Origin of the sequence: Pseudomonas reactans (genome assembly GCF_013385825.1) — a bacterium.
Lineage (GTDB): Bacteria > Pseudomonadota > Gammaproteobacteria > Pseudomonadales > Pseudomonadaceae > Aquipseudomonas > Aquipseudomonas reactans.
Window position 1 is genome coordinate 483,262 of the sequence record NZ_JACAPG010000011.1, and the last position, 14,724, is coordinate 497,985.

Here is a 14,724-nt window from a genome sequence, read left to right on the forward strand (position 1 = left end):
TCAAGTGTTGTTGCAACCCTTGGCAATCGAATCCTCATTGGAGGTATACGGCCGCGACGGCTCCAGGTTCCACTCCGGCTTGTTGCGGGCGATATTGAAGTGGCAGACCAGTTGGCGGCGCATGCTGCCGACGTTGCTGTCGCGGTTGTCCGGGTTGTCCTTCCAGCCGGCGTCCAGGTAGTGGTCGCTGGCCAGTTCGTTGAAGAAGTTGTTGGTCTGGCCGTCTTTGACCTGGCGGCCGCAGTCGGTCGGCGTCACTTCCAAGGTCATGATCTTGCGGCCAAAGCCTGGGTCGTCGCGCTCCACCCAGGTTGCGCTTTGCACGTAACGCTCGCAGCTGTTCTTTTCGGTGATGGGCTGGATGACCTGCTTCTTGCTGTCGTAGGCGAACGACGCCTCCTGCTGGCGGGTCTGCGGCAGTTTCATGTTGATCACCGGCAGGTAGTTGCCCACGGCTTTGTACCACTGCAACTGGTTCAAACGTGCACCTTCCAGGCCGACGTCTTCGGTGTAGAACAGGGCGAGGATCGACGGTGACTTCGGTGGGTTTTCCTCCCACTTGGCCAGACGCAGCTCGTTCTGGGTGGTGAAGGATTCGTCGGCAATCGTCGCCATTGCCCGAATGCTCTGATAGAACGCCGGGCCTGCGGCGGTGTTGCGTTCGTCGCGCACATCAAAGGAGCATTGGCGCGAGTGATCGCCCCGGTTCTGCTTGTAGTTGACGCCCCATTGCTCGGCGGTGGTGATGCCTTGTTCATGGCAGTACTTTTCGACGACGCCTGGCGTTCGACGCGAGTCGGTGCAGCCTTGCTGGTTGCGATCGTCGGTGGCGGCGTCGATGGGGAAGGAACACAGCACGGCGTAGTCCTGATGATCCTTGGGGTTGCCGAAAATGGTGTCGAAGATGAAGCCGCTTTTGAGGCCGTACGCCAACTTGCGGTACTTGGAATCCTTGCGCAGGTAGGAGGCCGATACGCCGCCGCTGGCCTGGCTTTTCGGGCTGACGCTGTAGAACTGATAGTCGGTGGAAGGCCACGTGGCGCGAAACAGCACGCCGGAACACAGGAAGGCTGGCTTGGACGGCCCGCCGCAGTCCTGGCGGGTGTCATTGTAGAGTTGGTTGAGCCGGGCGACGGTGTCGGTGCCTTGATCGGCATGGGCGGTGAATGCCAGCGCCGCGAGGGCCAGGGCGATGGGCGTACGTGATCCTTTCATGGGTATTGCTCCTTGAATACGTGGAGCGACTGGAACGATTCCTTGCTCCACTCGGTGCAGAGCGTAGACAGACTCTTGCCTGCGCTCCAGTCGCTCCGGGGTGCTTGATGATCCCGGCGAGAACCTGTCCCCCTTTTGCCTGTCGGGTGATTGTTTCATGGGGTGAAATGCTGGATTGTAAATCCTGGTGATTCCAACGGCTGGGGCAGCGGCGGAACATGCGGGGCGTTGATACCCCACTTTATTGGAGCCCCTCATGATCAAACTCTACGGTTTCCCGTTGTCCGGCCACAGCCACCGCGTGGAGCTGATGCTGTCGCTGCTCGGCTTGCCCACGGACTATGTGTTGGTGGACCTCAAGCAAGCCGCCCACAAGGCGCCCGAGTTCATTGCCGGCATCAACCCGTTCGGCCAAGTGCCGGCCATCGATGACAACGGCGTGGTACTGGCGGACTCGAATGCGATCCTGATCTACCTGGCGAACACCTATGGCAAAGGCCAATGGTTGCCGAGCGACCCGGTGGGGCAGGCCCGCGTGCAACGTTGGCTGTCGACCGCTGCCGGCCAACTGCACGCTGGGCCTGCGGCTGCACGACTGGCCACAGTCTTTGGTGCCGACGTTGACACCGTCGCCGTCATTGCCCGTTCCCACGCCTTGCTGAAGCTGGTTGAAGCACAACTGACCCAGAGCCGTTTCCTGGTCGGCGAGCAACCCACCATTGCCGATGTGGCCTTCTACACCTACACGGCCCACGCGCCGGAAGGCAATGTGGCGCTGACCGACTACCCTCATGTGCGCGCCTGGCTCGCCAGCATCGAGGCATTGCCGGGGTTCGTGGGCATGCCGCGCACGGCGGTAGGCTTGCAGTCGCAATAACTTTCTAGAGGCGCGCCGATGGACCGATTTCATGAAATGCAGGTATTCCTGGCGGTGGCCGAGGAGGAGGGCTTTGCCGCTGCCGCGCGCCGCCTGAAAACCTCGCCACCCAGCGTGACACGCGCCATCGCCGCCATGGAGGAACGCATCGGCACCCAATTGCTGGCGCGTACCACCCGCAGCTTGCACCTCACCGAAGCCGGCCAGCGTTACCTGGAAGATTGCCGGCGCATCCTGGCGGAGCTCGATGAAGCCGAGGAAGCGGCGGCAGGCAGTTATTCCATCCCGTGTGGTCACCTGACCGTGACTGCGCCGGTACTGTTTGGCGAGCTGTATGTGGCGCCGGTGCTGGGGGAGTACCTGGACCGATTCCCCTTGGTGAACATTAACGCCTTACTGGTCGATCGCGTGGTCAACATGACCGACGAAGGGGTGGACGTGGCGGTGCGTATCGGTCACTTGCATGAACCGGGGCAGCAGGCGATCAAGGTCGGCGAAGTGCGCCGGGTGGTCTGCGCATCGCCGGCCTACCTCGAACAGCACGGGCGGCCTACGCATCCGTCGCAGTTGCGTGAGGCCAAGATCGCCACGTCGTCGTCCAGTTCATTGGTGAGCGGCTGGGAGTTTGTGGACGGCGGCCAACCCTTGACTGTGACCATCGAGCCACGTCTGGTGGTCACGGCGAACAATGCGGCCATCAACCTGGCGCGCCTGGGCTGGGGCATGACGCGGGTGTTGTCCTATCAGGTCGCAGCCGCGGTGGCGGCGGGAGAGTTGGAAATTATCCTCGAAGCCTATGAGTCGGCGCCGCTGCCGATCCAGGTGGTGTTCCACAAAAGCGGCCGGGTGCCGGCCAAGATCAACACCTTTGTCGACTTCCTTACCCATCGCCTGGGCCAGGACGCCGCCCTGAACCCGGCGATGAAACGGCGCAGCTGATGGAGCGTTATCGCGATATGCAGTTGTTCGCCGCGCTGGCCGGGCAGCCGAGCCTGGCGTCGGCGGCGCGTGACGCACAGGTCTCGGGCCCGACCCTGGTACGCGCGATTGCCCGCCTGGAGGCGCGTTTGCGCGTGCCGTTGCTCGCGCGCAGCACGCGTGGCGTGAGCCTTACCGACGCCGGCAGCGCCTACCTGGCGGACTGCGTACGCCTGCTCGCTGCGGTGGACGCCGCCGAAGCCTCGGCCAAGGGGCTGCATGTGCAGGCCCAGGGCAATCTACGGGTGTTTTTGCCGTTCCTGTTCAGCCGTTATGTGATGGCGCCGGTCCTGGCCGACTACTTGGACCGCTATCCCGAGGTGAACCTGGTCGTCAGCTACCACGACTATTATCCGAACCTGCACGAGGAAGGGCTCGACGTCGCCATCCTCGTCGGTGAATTGCCCGACTCGTCATTGATCGCCCGGCCGCTGGGGCAGGTGCGGCATATCCTCTGTGCAAGCCCCGCCTATCTGGCTGTTCACGGCGAGCCTCAACACCCGGACGATCTCAAGCAGCACCGACTGATCGCCAGCGCCGATCAGGTGCATTGGGATTTCCAGGGCTATCAACTCAAGGCCCGTGCCCGTCTGGGCTGCGCCACGGTACAGGGTGCGATCAATGCGGCGGTGCAGGGCGCGGGGTTGATTCGTTGCCTGAGTTATCCGGTGCACGAACACCTGCTGAGCGGGCAACTGCGTCGCGTATTACCGGATTCTGAACTGCCGCCACTGCCGGTGCAGGTGGTGTACCGCGAAGGTCGCAACGCACCGATGCGCGTGCGCAGCTTTGTCGACCACTGCGTAATGGCGCTGCGCGAACACCCGGCATTTCAGCTGGCGTAATAGTGGATTACCTGGTGTGGTGATTCTCACGCCGGCTGGCAGGGCGCAGCATCGACACATCCAACCTGAGGTGCTCGCCATGAACCTGATCGAACAATCTCCCTGGCATGCCGGCGAACGGCACATACAAGAGGCGGTGGGCGTGGCCGACCGCATGGCCGTGGTCGGGCCGAAGGTGATCCGCGATCACCTGCCGGAACAGCACCGGGATTTCTACCCCTTATTGCCTTACCTGGTGCTGGGCGCGGTGGACGAGCAGGGCATCCCTTGGGCGACGATGATCGAAGGCGCGCCAGGCTTTGCCCACTCGCCGGACCCGCAGACCCTGCAGATCGACAGCCTGCCGTCCGCGACCGACCCGGCCCGCAACGCCCTGCGTGAGGGAGCAGCCGTCGGCCTGTTGGGCATCGACCTCAACACCCGGCGTCGCAACCGCATGAACGGCCATGTGGGTGCACTCGATCACGACGGCTTTTCGGTCGACGTGGTGCACACTTTCGGCAATTGCCCCAAGTACATCCAACTGCGCCCGGTCGATGGCATTGCCCGTAAACCCGGCACGGCGGTCGAGCGCTTCAACGACCTGGACGCAGCCGCCCAAACCCTGATCCGCAACGCCGACACGCTGTTCGTCGCCAGCTACGTCGAGGTGGACGGCCAACGTTCGGTAGATGTTTCTCACAGAGGTGGCAACACGGGTTTTGTGCGGGTCGAAGGCAACGTGCTGACCATCCCCGACTTTGCCGGCAACCTGTTTTTCGCCACCCTGGGCAACCTGCAAGCCAACCCGGTGGCCGGGTTGTTGTTCATCGACTTTGAATCGGGGGATGTGCTGCAAGTGGCCGGGCGTACCACGTTGATCCTCGACGGCCCGGAAGTGGCGCTGTTCGAGGGCGCCCAGCGACTGTGGACGGTGACGGTGGAACAAGTGGTGCGCCGCCCGGCGGCGTTGGCGTTGCGGTGGCAGTTCGCGGAGTTTTCGCCGTTCAGTCTGGCGATGGGGCGTTGGTAGGCGACGACGCCCAAATGTGGGAGCTGGCAAGCCCTAATGCCAGTCAGTTAAGGCGAACACTGTTCCTGTGGCGAGGGAGCTTGCTCCCGTTGGGCCGCGAAGCGGCCCCAGCTCTTTGTTCAAAAAGCCTGGGACTGCTGCGCAGTCCTACGGGAGCAAGCTCCCTCGCCACAGGTCACTTTTTTACCCTTTCAACTTCTTAACTGACTGGCATTAGGGCAAGCCCGGCTCCCACAGGGAATTGCGTGTTTGATCAGGCCACCGGGCATTCCCGGTTCAGCGCCTCATCGACCAACAACTGCGCAATCTCGACCATCTGCACCACTGCCAGCACCTTTTTACGGCTTGGCCCATCAAGGTGTTCGGCGCAGTCATAGGCACAGACAGCCGCTGAATCAAGCATCTCGCTGGCATTGCTCAAGGCGGCTTCGGTACTGAGTCCGGGACGGACGGTGAAAATGACATCGGGAGGAAGTTGCGGATTGTCATCCGAGGTGGATGACGGGGGATTGGGGGTGACTTTTTTCATACGGTTGCTCCTGGAGTTAAAGGAGCCGCCACAATCACTTCCACATGATGGGTGGCGACTGTACGCAGGTGTGGAAGACCGGACTCCAGGACCCCGGCGCACCCGAAGGTGCCCCGCGTACAGCCGCCATAACACTTTATCGCGGACATGAAAAAAGCGCCCGCTAAAGGCTATGGGCGCTTATACGCCTGGAGAGTTCGGGCTTCCACACCCGTTCGCTGAATTTGCAGCGACCCGCGAAGGTTAGCGGCGAGGTTCATCGGACGCAACCCGAAAGTTATGTAAGAACGGTCCGGTGGTTGCGGAGCCTGCAGGGGCTGAAATGTTGCCAGATATTGAATCACCGAATTGCCCCCACTCAATGGGTTAGCCTTGTTTTCCTACCGACAACAAGGAAGCGTCATGCAACGAAAGGTCATCAATCCCACGACGGTATTCAACTCCCTGCAATACGGCTTCAGCCAGGCCCTTGAGGTGCCACAGGGTCGGCGCATCATGCTGTCCGGCCAGGTGGGGGTGGATGCGGACGAGCGCACGGTCGGCCCAAACATTGCCGAGCAGACCGCCGCTGCGCTCGACAATATCGACAAGGTGCTGGCCGAAGTCGGCGGTGATCTGTCCCATGTGATCATGCTGCGGCTGTATATCGCCGAGTCCGCCCGCGACCAGCAGGAACCGATCGCACAGGCGCTGCGGCAGCGCTTCCCGCGCAACCCGCCGCCGTCTTCGTGGATTATCGTCAGCGGGTTGTCATTGCCGGAGTGGTTGATCGAGATCGAGGCGGAGGCGGTTGTTCCGTTCAGTACCGAATCATCACCGACTTGAGCTCGGTGTAATCCTCGATGAACGCACTGCCAAACTCCCGGCCCACCCCCGAAGAGCGATTCCCACCAAACGGTACTGCCGGGTCGAGCAGCGTGTGCATGTTCACCCACACGGTGCCGGCCTGGATCGCCGGCACCATGCGCAGGGCCTTGCCCAGGTCGTTGGTCCACAGGCTCGCGCTGAGGCCGTAGGGGCCGTTGTTCATCAGGGCGAGCAGTTCATCTTCGCTGTCGTAGGGCAGGAAGGTGGCGATGGGGCCGAAGGTTTCTTCGTTGAGCAGGGTGTCGTTGATGCTGTTGGCCAGGATCACCGTGGGTTCGACGTAGCAGCCGGGACGGTCAATCAGGGTGCCGCCGTGGATGATCGTGTTGTTTTCGGCGCGGGCCTGGCTGAAGTAACCGAGCAACTTGAGTTGGTGCTGGTGGTGGGTGACCGGGCCGAATTCGGTGCGTTCATCCAGTGGCGAGCCGATGGTGAGGCGACTGAGGCGCTGGCTGAGCCTGTCCAACACAGCGTCCATTTGCGAACGATGCACGAAGAAACGCTCGGCCGCCGCGCAGATTTGCCCGGAGTGCAAAAAGCCCGCTTCGATGATGCCGTCCACCGCCTTGTCCACGTCCACATCGCGCAGGAAGCCAGCGGCATTCTTGCCGCCCAGTTCCAACGTCGCACGGGTGAGGCCGGCGCCCATGGCGCTGCGGCCGACAGCGATGCCCGTCGGCACGGAGCCGGTGAAGGACACTTTGTGGGTGCCAGGGTGTTCCACCAGGCCTTTGCCGATATGTCCGCCGCCGGTGAGCACGTTAAGCACACCGGCTGGCAACCCGGCTTCGACAGCCAGTTCGGCAATGCGCAGAAGGGTCAGCGGCGTGAATTCGCTGGGCTTGATGATGATGCTGCAGCCGGTCACCAGCGCCGAGGCGAGTTTCCAGATGGCGATCATGGTGGAGAAATTCCACGGCACGATGCCCACCACTACGCCCACCGGTTCACGCAGGGTGAATGCGGTGTAGCGCTCGCCATTGAACGAGGGCAGCGACGGGGTAAGGGTCTGGCCACTGAGCTTGGTCGCCCAGCCCGCGTAGTAACGCAGGAAGTGCGCGGCCTGGTCGACTTCGAACGCGCGGGCAATCTGGATGATCTTGCCGGACTGGCAGGTTTCAATCTGCGCCAGCTCTTCGCGGTTGCGTTCCAGCAAGTCCGCGAGCTTGAGCAGTACGTTGCCGCGTGTCGCGGGTAACGCCTGGGACCAGAGCTGGAAGCCACGGTTGGCGGAGTCCACCGCTGCGTCGATATCCGTCAGGTCCGCATCGGCCACCTGGGCGATCACGTCACCGGTGGCCGGGTTGGTCACGGCCAGCGTCTGGCTGGAATGGCTGCGCACGTTCACGCCGTCGATGAATAACCCATGGGGCCGACGCAGAAAGGCTTCGACTTGGGGCAGCAGCGGGATATCACTCATGGCAGGTTCCTGGCAGTTCACAAAGGAAAGCCCGAGGGTAACCAAGGCACCGAGCCATGGCTTGACTCTGCCTGCCGCGCGAGATGTCTGTGGCTGCCACGCCTATGAAAAGTACAACCTTGCCTGTGGAACGTGCATTTTCCACCTGTGCGCCCCCATCGATACTGGCCCTGCATCAGGCGCCGTTCCTCAAACCGGAGCGCCCGCCGGACTTCCAATAATAAGCAGGGCCGTCCATGAAAAAGCCAAACCCGCTCCTTGAAGACCTCAAGCCCCTCCTGCCCCTGATTGCCGCGAATGCCACGCGGGCCGAGCAGCAGCGTCAGGTGCCGGATGAAAACATCGCCTTGCTCAAAAGCATCGGCCTGCACCGCGCCTTTCAACCCAAGGCCTTTGGCGGGCTGGAACTGTCGCTGCCCGAGTTCGCCGACTGCATCGCCTTGCTTGCCGGCAGTTGCGCCAGCACCGCCTGGGCCATGAGCTTGTTGTGCACCCACAGCCACCAACTGGCGCTGTTTTCGGCGCAGTTGCAGCAAGAGATCTGGGGCGAAAACCCGCACGCCACCGCCAGCAGCAGTATTGCGCCGTTTGGCCGGGTGGTGGAGGGCGAGGGCGGTGTGCACTTCAGTGGTGAAATGGGCTGGAGCAGCGGTTGTGACCATGGCGAGTGGGCGATTGTCGGCTGCCGCCGGCAGAACGCCGAAGGCGGCCAGGATTACTGCTTCGCCGTGCTGCCGCGCAGTGACTACCAGATCCGTGACGATTGGTTCGCTGCCGGCATGAAGGGCAGCGGCACCAAGACCCTGGTCATCGACAATGCCTGGGTGCCCGAGCATCGTATCCAGAAAGCCAAGGACATGATGGAAGGCAAGTCCGCAGGTTTCGGCCTTTATCCCGACAGCCAGATTTTCTACGCGCCGTACCGCCCGTATTTTGCAAGCGGGTTTTCCACCGTCAGCCTCGGCGTGGCCGAGCGCATGCTGGAGGTGTTCCGCGAAAAAACCAAAAACCGCGTTCGCGCCTACACCGGTGCCGCCGTCGGTGCGGCCACGCCCGCCTTGATGCGCCTGGCCGAATCCACCCACCAAGTGGCGGCCGCCCGCGCATTCCTCGAAAAGACCTGGCAGGACCACGCCGAACATAGCGCCGCGCACCGCTACCCGAGCCGCGAAACCCTGGCGTTCTGGCGCACCAACCAGGCCTACGCAACGAAAATGTGCATCGAAGCCGTGGACCGGCTGTTCGCCGCCGCCGGTGGCAATGCCTGGTTCGAACACAACGAAATGCAGCGCCTGTTCCGCGATTCCCACATGACCGGCGCCCATGCCTACACCGACTACGACGTCTGCGCGCAGATCCTCGGCCGTGAGCTGATGGGCCTGGAGCCGGACCCGAGCATGGTGTAGCGCGTTCTTCCCCTCACAACAATCAGGGCGCCCATCCGATGGCGTCCGGGAGTCTTGCATGTCTGACCGCAGCCTTTTCGACCCACGGGCCTTTCGTCGCGCCCTGGGCAACTTTGCCACCGGCGTGACCGTGGTCACTGCCGCCACCGCCTCCGGGCGCAAGGTGGGTGTGACCGCCAACAGTTTCAACTCGGTGTCCCTCGACCCGCCGCTGGTGCTGTGGAGCATTGATAAACGCTCCAACAGCCACGAGGTGTTCGAGGAGGCCAGCCATTTTGCAGTGAATGTACTGGCGGCCGACCAGGTGCACCTGTCCAACAACTTTGCGCGCCCTCGTGAAGACCGCTTTGCCCTGATTGAATACGAACCGGGGGAGGGTGGTTCGCCCGTATTCGCCGATTGCTCGGCGCGGTTCCACTGCGAGAAATACCAGCAGATCGACGGCGGCGACCACTGGATCATGATCGGCAAAGTGGTCGCCTTCGATGACTTCGGGCGTGCGCCGCTGTTGTACCACCAGGGCGCTTATGCCGAGGTCCAGGCGCTGCGTCCGTGCGCGCCCGAGACGGTTCAGAACGGCACGGCGACCACCAACTGACTGTAGACGTTGGTGCCGTTGCCACCGACCTGGTTGCCGCCGGTCTCGGCATCTTTGTTGGGCTTATACAGGCCCAGCAGCGGCGTGATGATCAGGTGCTCGTTCACCGCCCATTCGGCGTACAGGTCCAGCTCGCGGCCATCCAGATTGAGTTGGCCACGCGTGCTGACAGTGGTGTAGTCGAAGAACAGCGCGCCGAGGGTGACGTTCTCCAGCGGTTTGACCTTGAACGCCACGTGTTGCACCGACGTATTGGTGTTGTACGGGCCGGAGTAATTGCCGGCGACTTCACCCTGCACCCACGTGCCGTAGCCCCGGTTGAAACCTGCGAACATTGCGTCCCAGTTCTTTGAATAGCGCGCGTAGCGATAGGTCAGGTCCGGCGACCAGGGTAGGTCGGCGAAGGTGTAGCCGGCTTCGGCGTAACCGGCGTTCTGTTGGCTGTCGCGGCGGTCCTGGCGGGCCAGTTCAAAGGCGAAATGCGCGTTGTCGATGCCGGCATTGCCGGCGCCGCGCAGGCTATAGAGGTTCATGCCCTTGCGTTGGCGCTGCACCTCGCTGGCGAAGCGTTCATCCACGTCGATTCCATGAATGTAGGTAAGGCCCAGGGTGCCCGGTGCGGCACTGTACTCCAGGGTGCCGGCGGCCATTTCGGTCATGGCCTGGGCGGGGTTGTCGGACTTGATCCACATCAGGCTGCCATGCACGCCATCCTTGCCGCCCAGGCGGATCACGGCGGTCTTGTCGAAGGCATGGCGTGCGGCGATGTAGTAGGCGCCGCCACGGTTGAATTCCCCATCGCCCACGCCCTTGCCGAGGTTGGGGCCGTCATCATTGATCAGGAAACCGTCGCCCAGCATGATGATTTGGCGGCCGAACGACAGGTCCACGCCGTCCTTGCCCAAGGCCGGGAACAGATCGCCGGAGCGCCAGCCGGCGAAGGCTTCGTCAAACTTGGTGGTGCGTTCCTTGCCGGTGGTGACCCCGGACGCATCGCCATCGCCCCAGGTGCCGGAACTCACCAAGTTGGCGGTGCCATACACGCCGCCCAAGGCACCGAGGCTCTGGTCCACGCTCAGGCCGTACTTGATAAAGGCCTCGCGCCAGGTGGAACCGCCGCTTCGCCCGTCGTAGTTCTTCGGGCTGTTGAACATCCCATAGACGGCGAGGAAGTTGCCGGTGACCCTGGTGTCGGCATCGGCATACAACTCGATGGCCTGGGCCTGGCCTATCAGCAGCGCTATGCCCAGGCCGACCGCCTGGCGCAGGCGACGATTTTTCAGTGTGTGCTCCATTGTTATTGTCCCCATCTTGGTTAAGAGTGAGGGCGCATTAGGGCGAGCGCGGGGGGCGAAGTCTTTTCTCTGCGTGCCAGGGAATTGACCCAGGCCGCCACGCCCTACGCTGTGGCAGGGAGCAACAAAATCGGCGGCAGACAGGGGCAAGACGATCAACTCGAGTGGGGCGCAGAGTGCTGACACATTAAAAAAAACCGCTTTCGAGGACCCCATCATGTCGATCAACGACCGACTCACCGCGCACCTCAACCGAGGCACGGTAGGTTTCCCCACCGCCTTGGCCAGCACCATTGGCCTGATCATGGCCAGCCCGGTGATTCTCACCGCTACCATGGGCTTTGGCATCGGCGGCAGTGCGTTTGCCTTGGCGATGCTGATCGCCGTGGTGATGATGCTGGCCCAGGCCACCACCTTCGCCGAGGCCGCCTCGATACTGCCCACCACCGGTTCGGTGTACGACTACATCAACTGCGGCATGGGGCGGTTTTTCGCGATCACCGGCACCTTGTCGGCCTACCTGATCGTGCATGTGTTCGCCGGCACCGCCGAAACCATCCTGTCCGGGGTCATGGCCCTGGTGAACTTCGAGCACCTCAACACCTTGGCGGAATCGGCCGGCGGTTCGTGGTTGCTCGGCGTCGGCTTCGTGATCGTCTTTGGTGTGCTGAACGCGTTTGGTGTCAGCGCGTTTGGTCGTGCAGAAATCATCCTCACCTTCGGCATGTGGACCACCCTGATGGTGTTCGGCGTGCTGGGCCTGATCGCCGCGCCCGCCGTGCAATTGGACGGCTGGTTCGGTGAATCGCTGGTGGGCACCGACCTGATCACCGTGCTGTCGTTGGTAGGCATGGCGATGTTCATGTTCGTCGGCTGCGAGTTCGTCACACCGCTGGCGCCAGACCTGCGCCAATCGGCCAAGGTGATGCCGCGCGCCATGATGTTGGGGCTGATGGGTGTGGCCACGTGCATGTTCATCTACGGCGCAGCAATGAAACGCCAAGTAGAAAACGTGCTGCTCGATGCCGCCTCCGGCGTGCACTTGCTGGACACACCCATGGCCATCCCCAAATTCGCCGAACAAGTGATGGGCCAAATCGGCCCGCTGTGGCTGGGCATCGGCTTCCTGTTTGCCGGCGCGGCCACCATCAACACCTTGATGGCCGGTGTGCCACGCATTCTCTACGGCATGGCGGTGGATGGGGCGTTGCCCAAAGTCTTCACCTACCTGCACCCACGCTTCAAGACGCCGCTGTTGTGCATCCTGGTGGCGATGCTGATTCCTTGCCTGCACGCGCTGTACCTGGGCGGCAACACCGACAACATCATGCACCTGGTGCTGGCGGCGGTGTGCGCGTGGAGCTTTGCCTACCTGCTGGTGACGATCTCAGTGGTGAGCCTGCGCATCCGTCGGCCGGATTTGCCACGGGCGTATCGCTCGCCTTGGTTCCCACTGCCACAGATCGTGTCGAGCATCGGCATCCTGCTGGGCATGTGGTTCATCACACCACCGGGTATGAACCCGGCGGACATCTACGTGCCGTTCGGCGTGATGTTGGGCGGCACGGCCGCGTATGCGCTGTTCTGGACCCTGGTGGTGCAGAAGGTCAACCCCTTCAAGCCGGCCTCCGTGGAGGACGTGTTGGCAAAGGAATTCAGTCACCAACCGGAGCTGGCCGATGAGCGTTATGGCGATTTTGCGGCAAAGACTGTTTGAACTGTTTCGCGCCGAGCGCGCGCCGGCAGGTTATCGGCCAGGAGTGACCCTGGCGCACCTGCGGCGCAACCTCGGTTTGGCGACACTTGAAGTGGACGGCGTGGCGTTCGAGATTGTCGAACGCACCGAGTCGCAGTTGTTGATGCACCTGGTGTTGACTGAGTTTGTTCTGCGTGTGCCTGCTGCGACAGGAGGCACAGCGAGCTTCGACGTGCACCATGGCGGCGCGATTCGACGCACTGGCATTCGTGTACGGCGCCGCTCCGGCAATCAGGCATTGGGGCGTGAGTTGCAGACGCGATTACTGGCGGACACTGCGCTGTTCCAAGCGCTGATGCCGCTGGATTTCAAGCGCCTGCGCATCGAGCTGAAAGGTCAGCAATGGTGTGTGCGCCTGGAGCATATGGGCGGCAGTGAAGTGGTCAATCGTTTACCGGCCTTTCGACGCTACATCGCCCTAAGCCCAGTACAACGCACCCACCTGCTGACAGCTCTGAAAGGCCTGCAACAACTGCTATCCAGCCTCTAAAAACCACTCTCGATGCGAAGCGAGCGCCCTTGATCTTGCTTTTGATCTTAGGCGCCCCGTCAAACACGCTGGCCGGAATTCGACAGGGATTTGGGGGGTAAACCGGCAGGGATGCCGGTTTAGCCGCCCCGCGCCATGGATGGCGCGTGGCGGCGGCCCCCCAAATCCCTGTCGGATTACGGGCATACCGAGCCTAGGCGAGGTACCGAGTGTTGGGGCAAGAGCCCTTTTGGTTACTTTTGGGGCTCTTTTCCAAAAGTGACCCGCCGTAAGGGCGGAACCAATACCAGCCGTTACCACAGCAACGGATATGTACTCCACCCCAAGCATCCCAGACACCCGTGAAACCGCCATCGCCGGCAAGCCAGCTCCTACAGTAGACCCCCCGCAACTCTCCCGATTGGCATCATTAGTGCTTCTGCAAAGGGCAAACAGGTTGTTGTTGCGTGCATATAGATAACATGTTAACTATTGCGCCAGAACAACAAAAAGAATCCTTTGCGGAGACACCCCATGAGCATCCCACAGCATGCACACGACGGGCTGGACACCTGGAACCGCGACCTACGCGCCGCGTGCGGTTACTTCGACACCGAACTGGCATTCAACCGCTCACTGTTCATCGGCGAGATAAAAGACCTGCCACGCGGCGTCGCGATCCTGCGCACCAATGCCGGGCTGATCAAACGCCCGGCGCACCATGCCGACCACGACAACGACCAGGATTGCTTCCTGGTCAGCCAGCGCAGCGGCTACTCGCAGATCGTACAGAACGGCCAGACCCTGCAACTGGCACCCGGCGAGATGCTGCTGATGGACTCGGTAGGCTCCATCGAAATCACCCCCTTCGGCCTCATCGAACACGCCTCGCTGTCACTGTCACGCCCGCAGGTGTGCAAGCACCTGGGCGGCGACGCACGCGCCTTTGGCAAGATCTCCTCGACCAAGGCCTGTGGGCGCATGCTGCATGTGCTGATGGACCAACTGTGCAAGGACGACACCGAAGACGGCGCAGGTGAATTAGAGGCGCTGCAAACCGCCTTTGTGTCGCTGCTCGGCTCGGCGCTTGAGCAGGGCGACGAGTGTCGCGAGGGTCTGGCGGCGTTGCAGGGCAACAACCTGCGCAGCTACGTACAGAAGGTCATCGATGAGTCCCTGAGCCAGCCTGGCCTCAGCCCGATCGGCCTGGCCAATCGGCTGAACATCTCGGTACGCCACCTGTACCGTCTGTTCGAAGAGCAGGACGACAGTGTCTGCCGCTACATCCAGCGGGCGCGGCTCAAACGCAGTGCGGATGACTTGACCAACCCGTTCCTGCGCAGCGAGTCGATCACCTCGATTGCCTACAAGTGGGGCTTTACCGATTCGGCGCATTTCAGCCGGTCGTTCAAGAAGCAATTCGAGGTGTCGCCCAAGGATTTCCGTTCGAGCCGGCT

13 protein-coding genes and 1 pseudogene are annotated in these 14,724 nt (G+C 62.2%); 10 read left to right on the forward strand and 4 right to left on the reverse strand.

All coding sequences use genetic code 11. The features are described from left to right. A complete protein-coding gene (locus HX868_RS13800) occupies positions 1-1,215 on the reverse strand; it encodes a DUF2599 domain-containing protein (protein ID WP_177003235.1) in 1,215 nt (404 codons plus the stop codon). Between the two features lie 256 nt (positions 1,216-1,471). Between HX868_RS13800 and HX868_RS13805 the strand changes: the two genes are divergently transcribed. The 4 genes from HX868_RS13805 (at position 1,472) to HX868_RS13820 (ending at position 4,927) form a co-directional block, all read left to right on the forward strand. After that, positions 1,472-2,092, forward strand: a complete 621-nt coding sequence (locus tag HX868_RS13805) for a glutathione S-transferase family protein (protein ID WP_177003236.1) — start codon at positions 1,472-1,474, stop codon at positions 2,090-2,092. Between the two features lie 18 nt (positions 2,093-2,110). Next, positions 2,111-3,031 (forward strand): LysR family transcriptional regulator, encoded by a 921-nt coding sequence (locus tag HX868_RS13810; RefSeq protein WP_177003237.1) that lies wholly within the window; start codon positions 2,111-2,113, stop codon positions 3,029-3,031. Then, positions 3,031-3,915, forward strand: coding sequence for a LysR family transcriptional regulator (locus HX868_RS13815; RefSeq protein WP_177003238.1), 885 nt, complete (start codon positions 3,031-3,033; stop codon positions 3,913-3,915). Before HX868_RS13810 ends, HX868_RS13815 begins: the two co-directional genes overlap by 1 nt. Positions 3,916-3,994: 79 nt before the next feature. Further along, positions 3,995-4,927: a pyridoxamine 5'-phosphate oxidase family protein gene (locus HX868_RS13820; RefSeq protein ID WP_177003239.1), complete on the forward strand. Its 933-nt coding sequence runs from the start codon at positions 3,995-3,997 to the stop codon at positions 4,925-4,927. Between the two features lie 253 nt (positions 4,928-5,180). On the opposite strand, the gene HX868_RS13825 is transcribed toward HX868_RS13820, so the two are convergent. Beyond that, a complete protein-coding gene (locus HX868_RS13825) occupies positions 5,181-5,456 on the reverse strand; it encodes a DUF6124 family protein (protein WP_177003240.1) in 276 nt (91 codons plus the stop codon). Between the two features lie 402 nt (positions 5,457-5,858). Between HX868_RS13825 and HX868_RS13830 the strand changes: the two genes are divergently transcribed. After that, positions 5,859-6,281, forward strand: a complete 423-nt coding sequence (locus tag HX868_RS13830; RefSeq protein WP_177003241.1) for a RidA family protein — start codon at positions 5,859-5,861, stop codon at positions 6,279-6,281. Here the strand turns inward: HX868_RS13830 and HX868_RS13835 are convergent. Next, a complete protein-coding gene (locus HX868_RS13835; protein WP_177003242.1) occupies positions 6,256-7,743 on the reverse strand; it encodes an aldehyde dehydrogenase family protein in 1,488 nt (495 codons plus the stop codon). The two genes, HX868_RS13830 and HX868_RS13835, sit on opposite strands and share 26 nt — an antisense overlap. A 236-nt stretch (positions 7,744-7,979) precedes the next feature. Between HX868_RS13835 and HX868_RS13840 the strand changes: the two genes are divergently transcribed. Together HX868_RS13840 and HX868_RS13845 are read left to right on the forward strand one after the other, a co-directional pair. Next, positions 7,980-9,149: a p-hydroxyphenylacetate 3-hydroxylase oxygenase component gene (locus tag HX868_RS13840; RefSeq protein ID WP_028617044.1), complete on the forward strand. Its 1,170-nt coding sequence runs from the start codon at positions 7,980-7,982 to the stop codon at positions 9,147-9,149. A gap of 58 nt (positions 9,150-9,207) precedes the next feature. Further along, positions 9,208-9,687, forward strand: a pseudogene (locus tag HX868_RS13845) (flavin reductase family protein); the annotation flags it as partial. Positions 9,688-9,719: 32 nt separating this feature from the next. Here HX868_RS13845 and HX868_RS13850 read toward each other — a convergent pair. Next, positions 9,720-11,042 carry an alginate export family protein gene (locus HX868_RS13850; protein ID WP_177003244.1) on the reverse strand — a complete coding sequence of 441 codons (1,323 nt, stop codon included), beginning with the start codon at positions 11,040-11,042 and terminating at the stop codon, positions 9,720-9,722. Between the two features lie 217 nt (positions 11,043-11,259). Here HX868_RS13850 and HX868_RS13855 point away from each other — a divergent pair, with 217 nt between their 5' ends. From HX868_RS13855 to feaR, 3 genes are all read left to right on the forward strand, one after another. Next, entirely contained in the window at positions 11,260-12,759 is a 1,500-nt protein-coding gene (locus HX868_RS13855; protein ID WP_177003245.1) for an APC family permease, read from the forward strand. After that, positions 12,722-13,288 carry a DUF3156 family protein gene (locus HX868_RS13860; protein WP_177003246.1) on the forward strand — a complete coding sequence of 189 codons (567 nt, stop codon included), beginning with the start codon at positions 12,722-12,724 and terminating at the stop codon, positions 13,286-13,288. The genes HX868_RS13855 and HX868_RS13860 overlap by 38 nt, the downstream gene beginning before the upstream one ends. A gap of 513 nt (positions 13,289-13,801) precedes the next feature. Further along, the coding region (gene feaR / locus HX868_RS13865; RefSeq protein ID WP_177003280.1) for a transcriptional regulator FeaR at positions 13,802-14,724 on the forward strand (923 nt) is incomplete at its 3' end.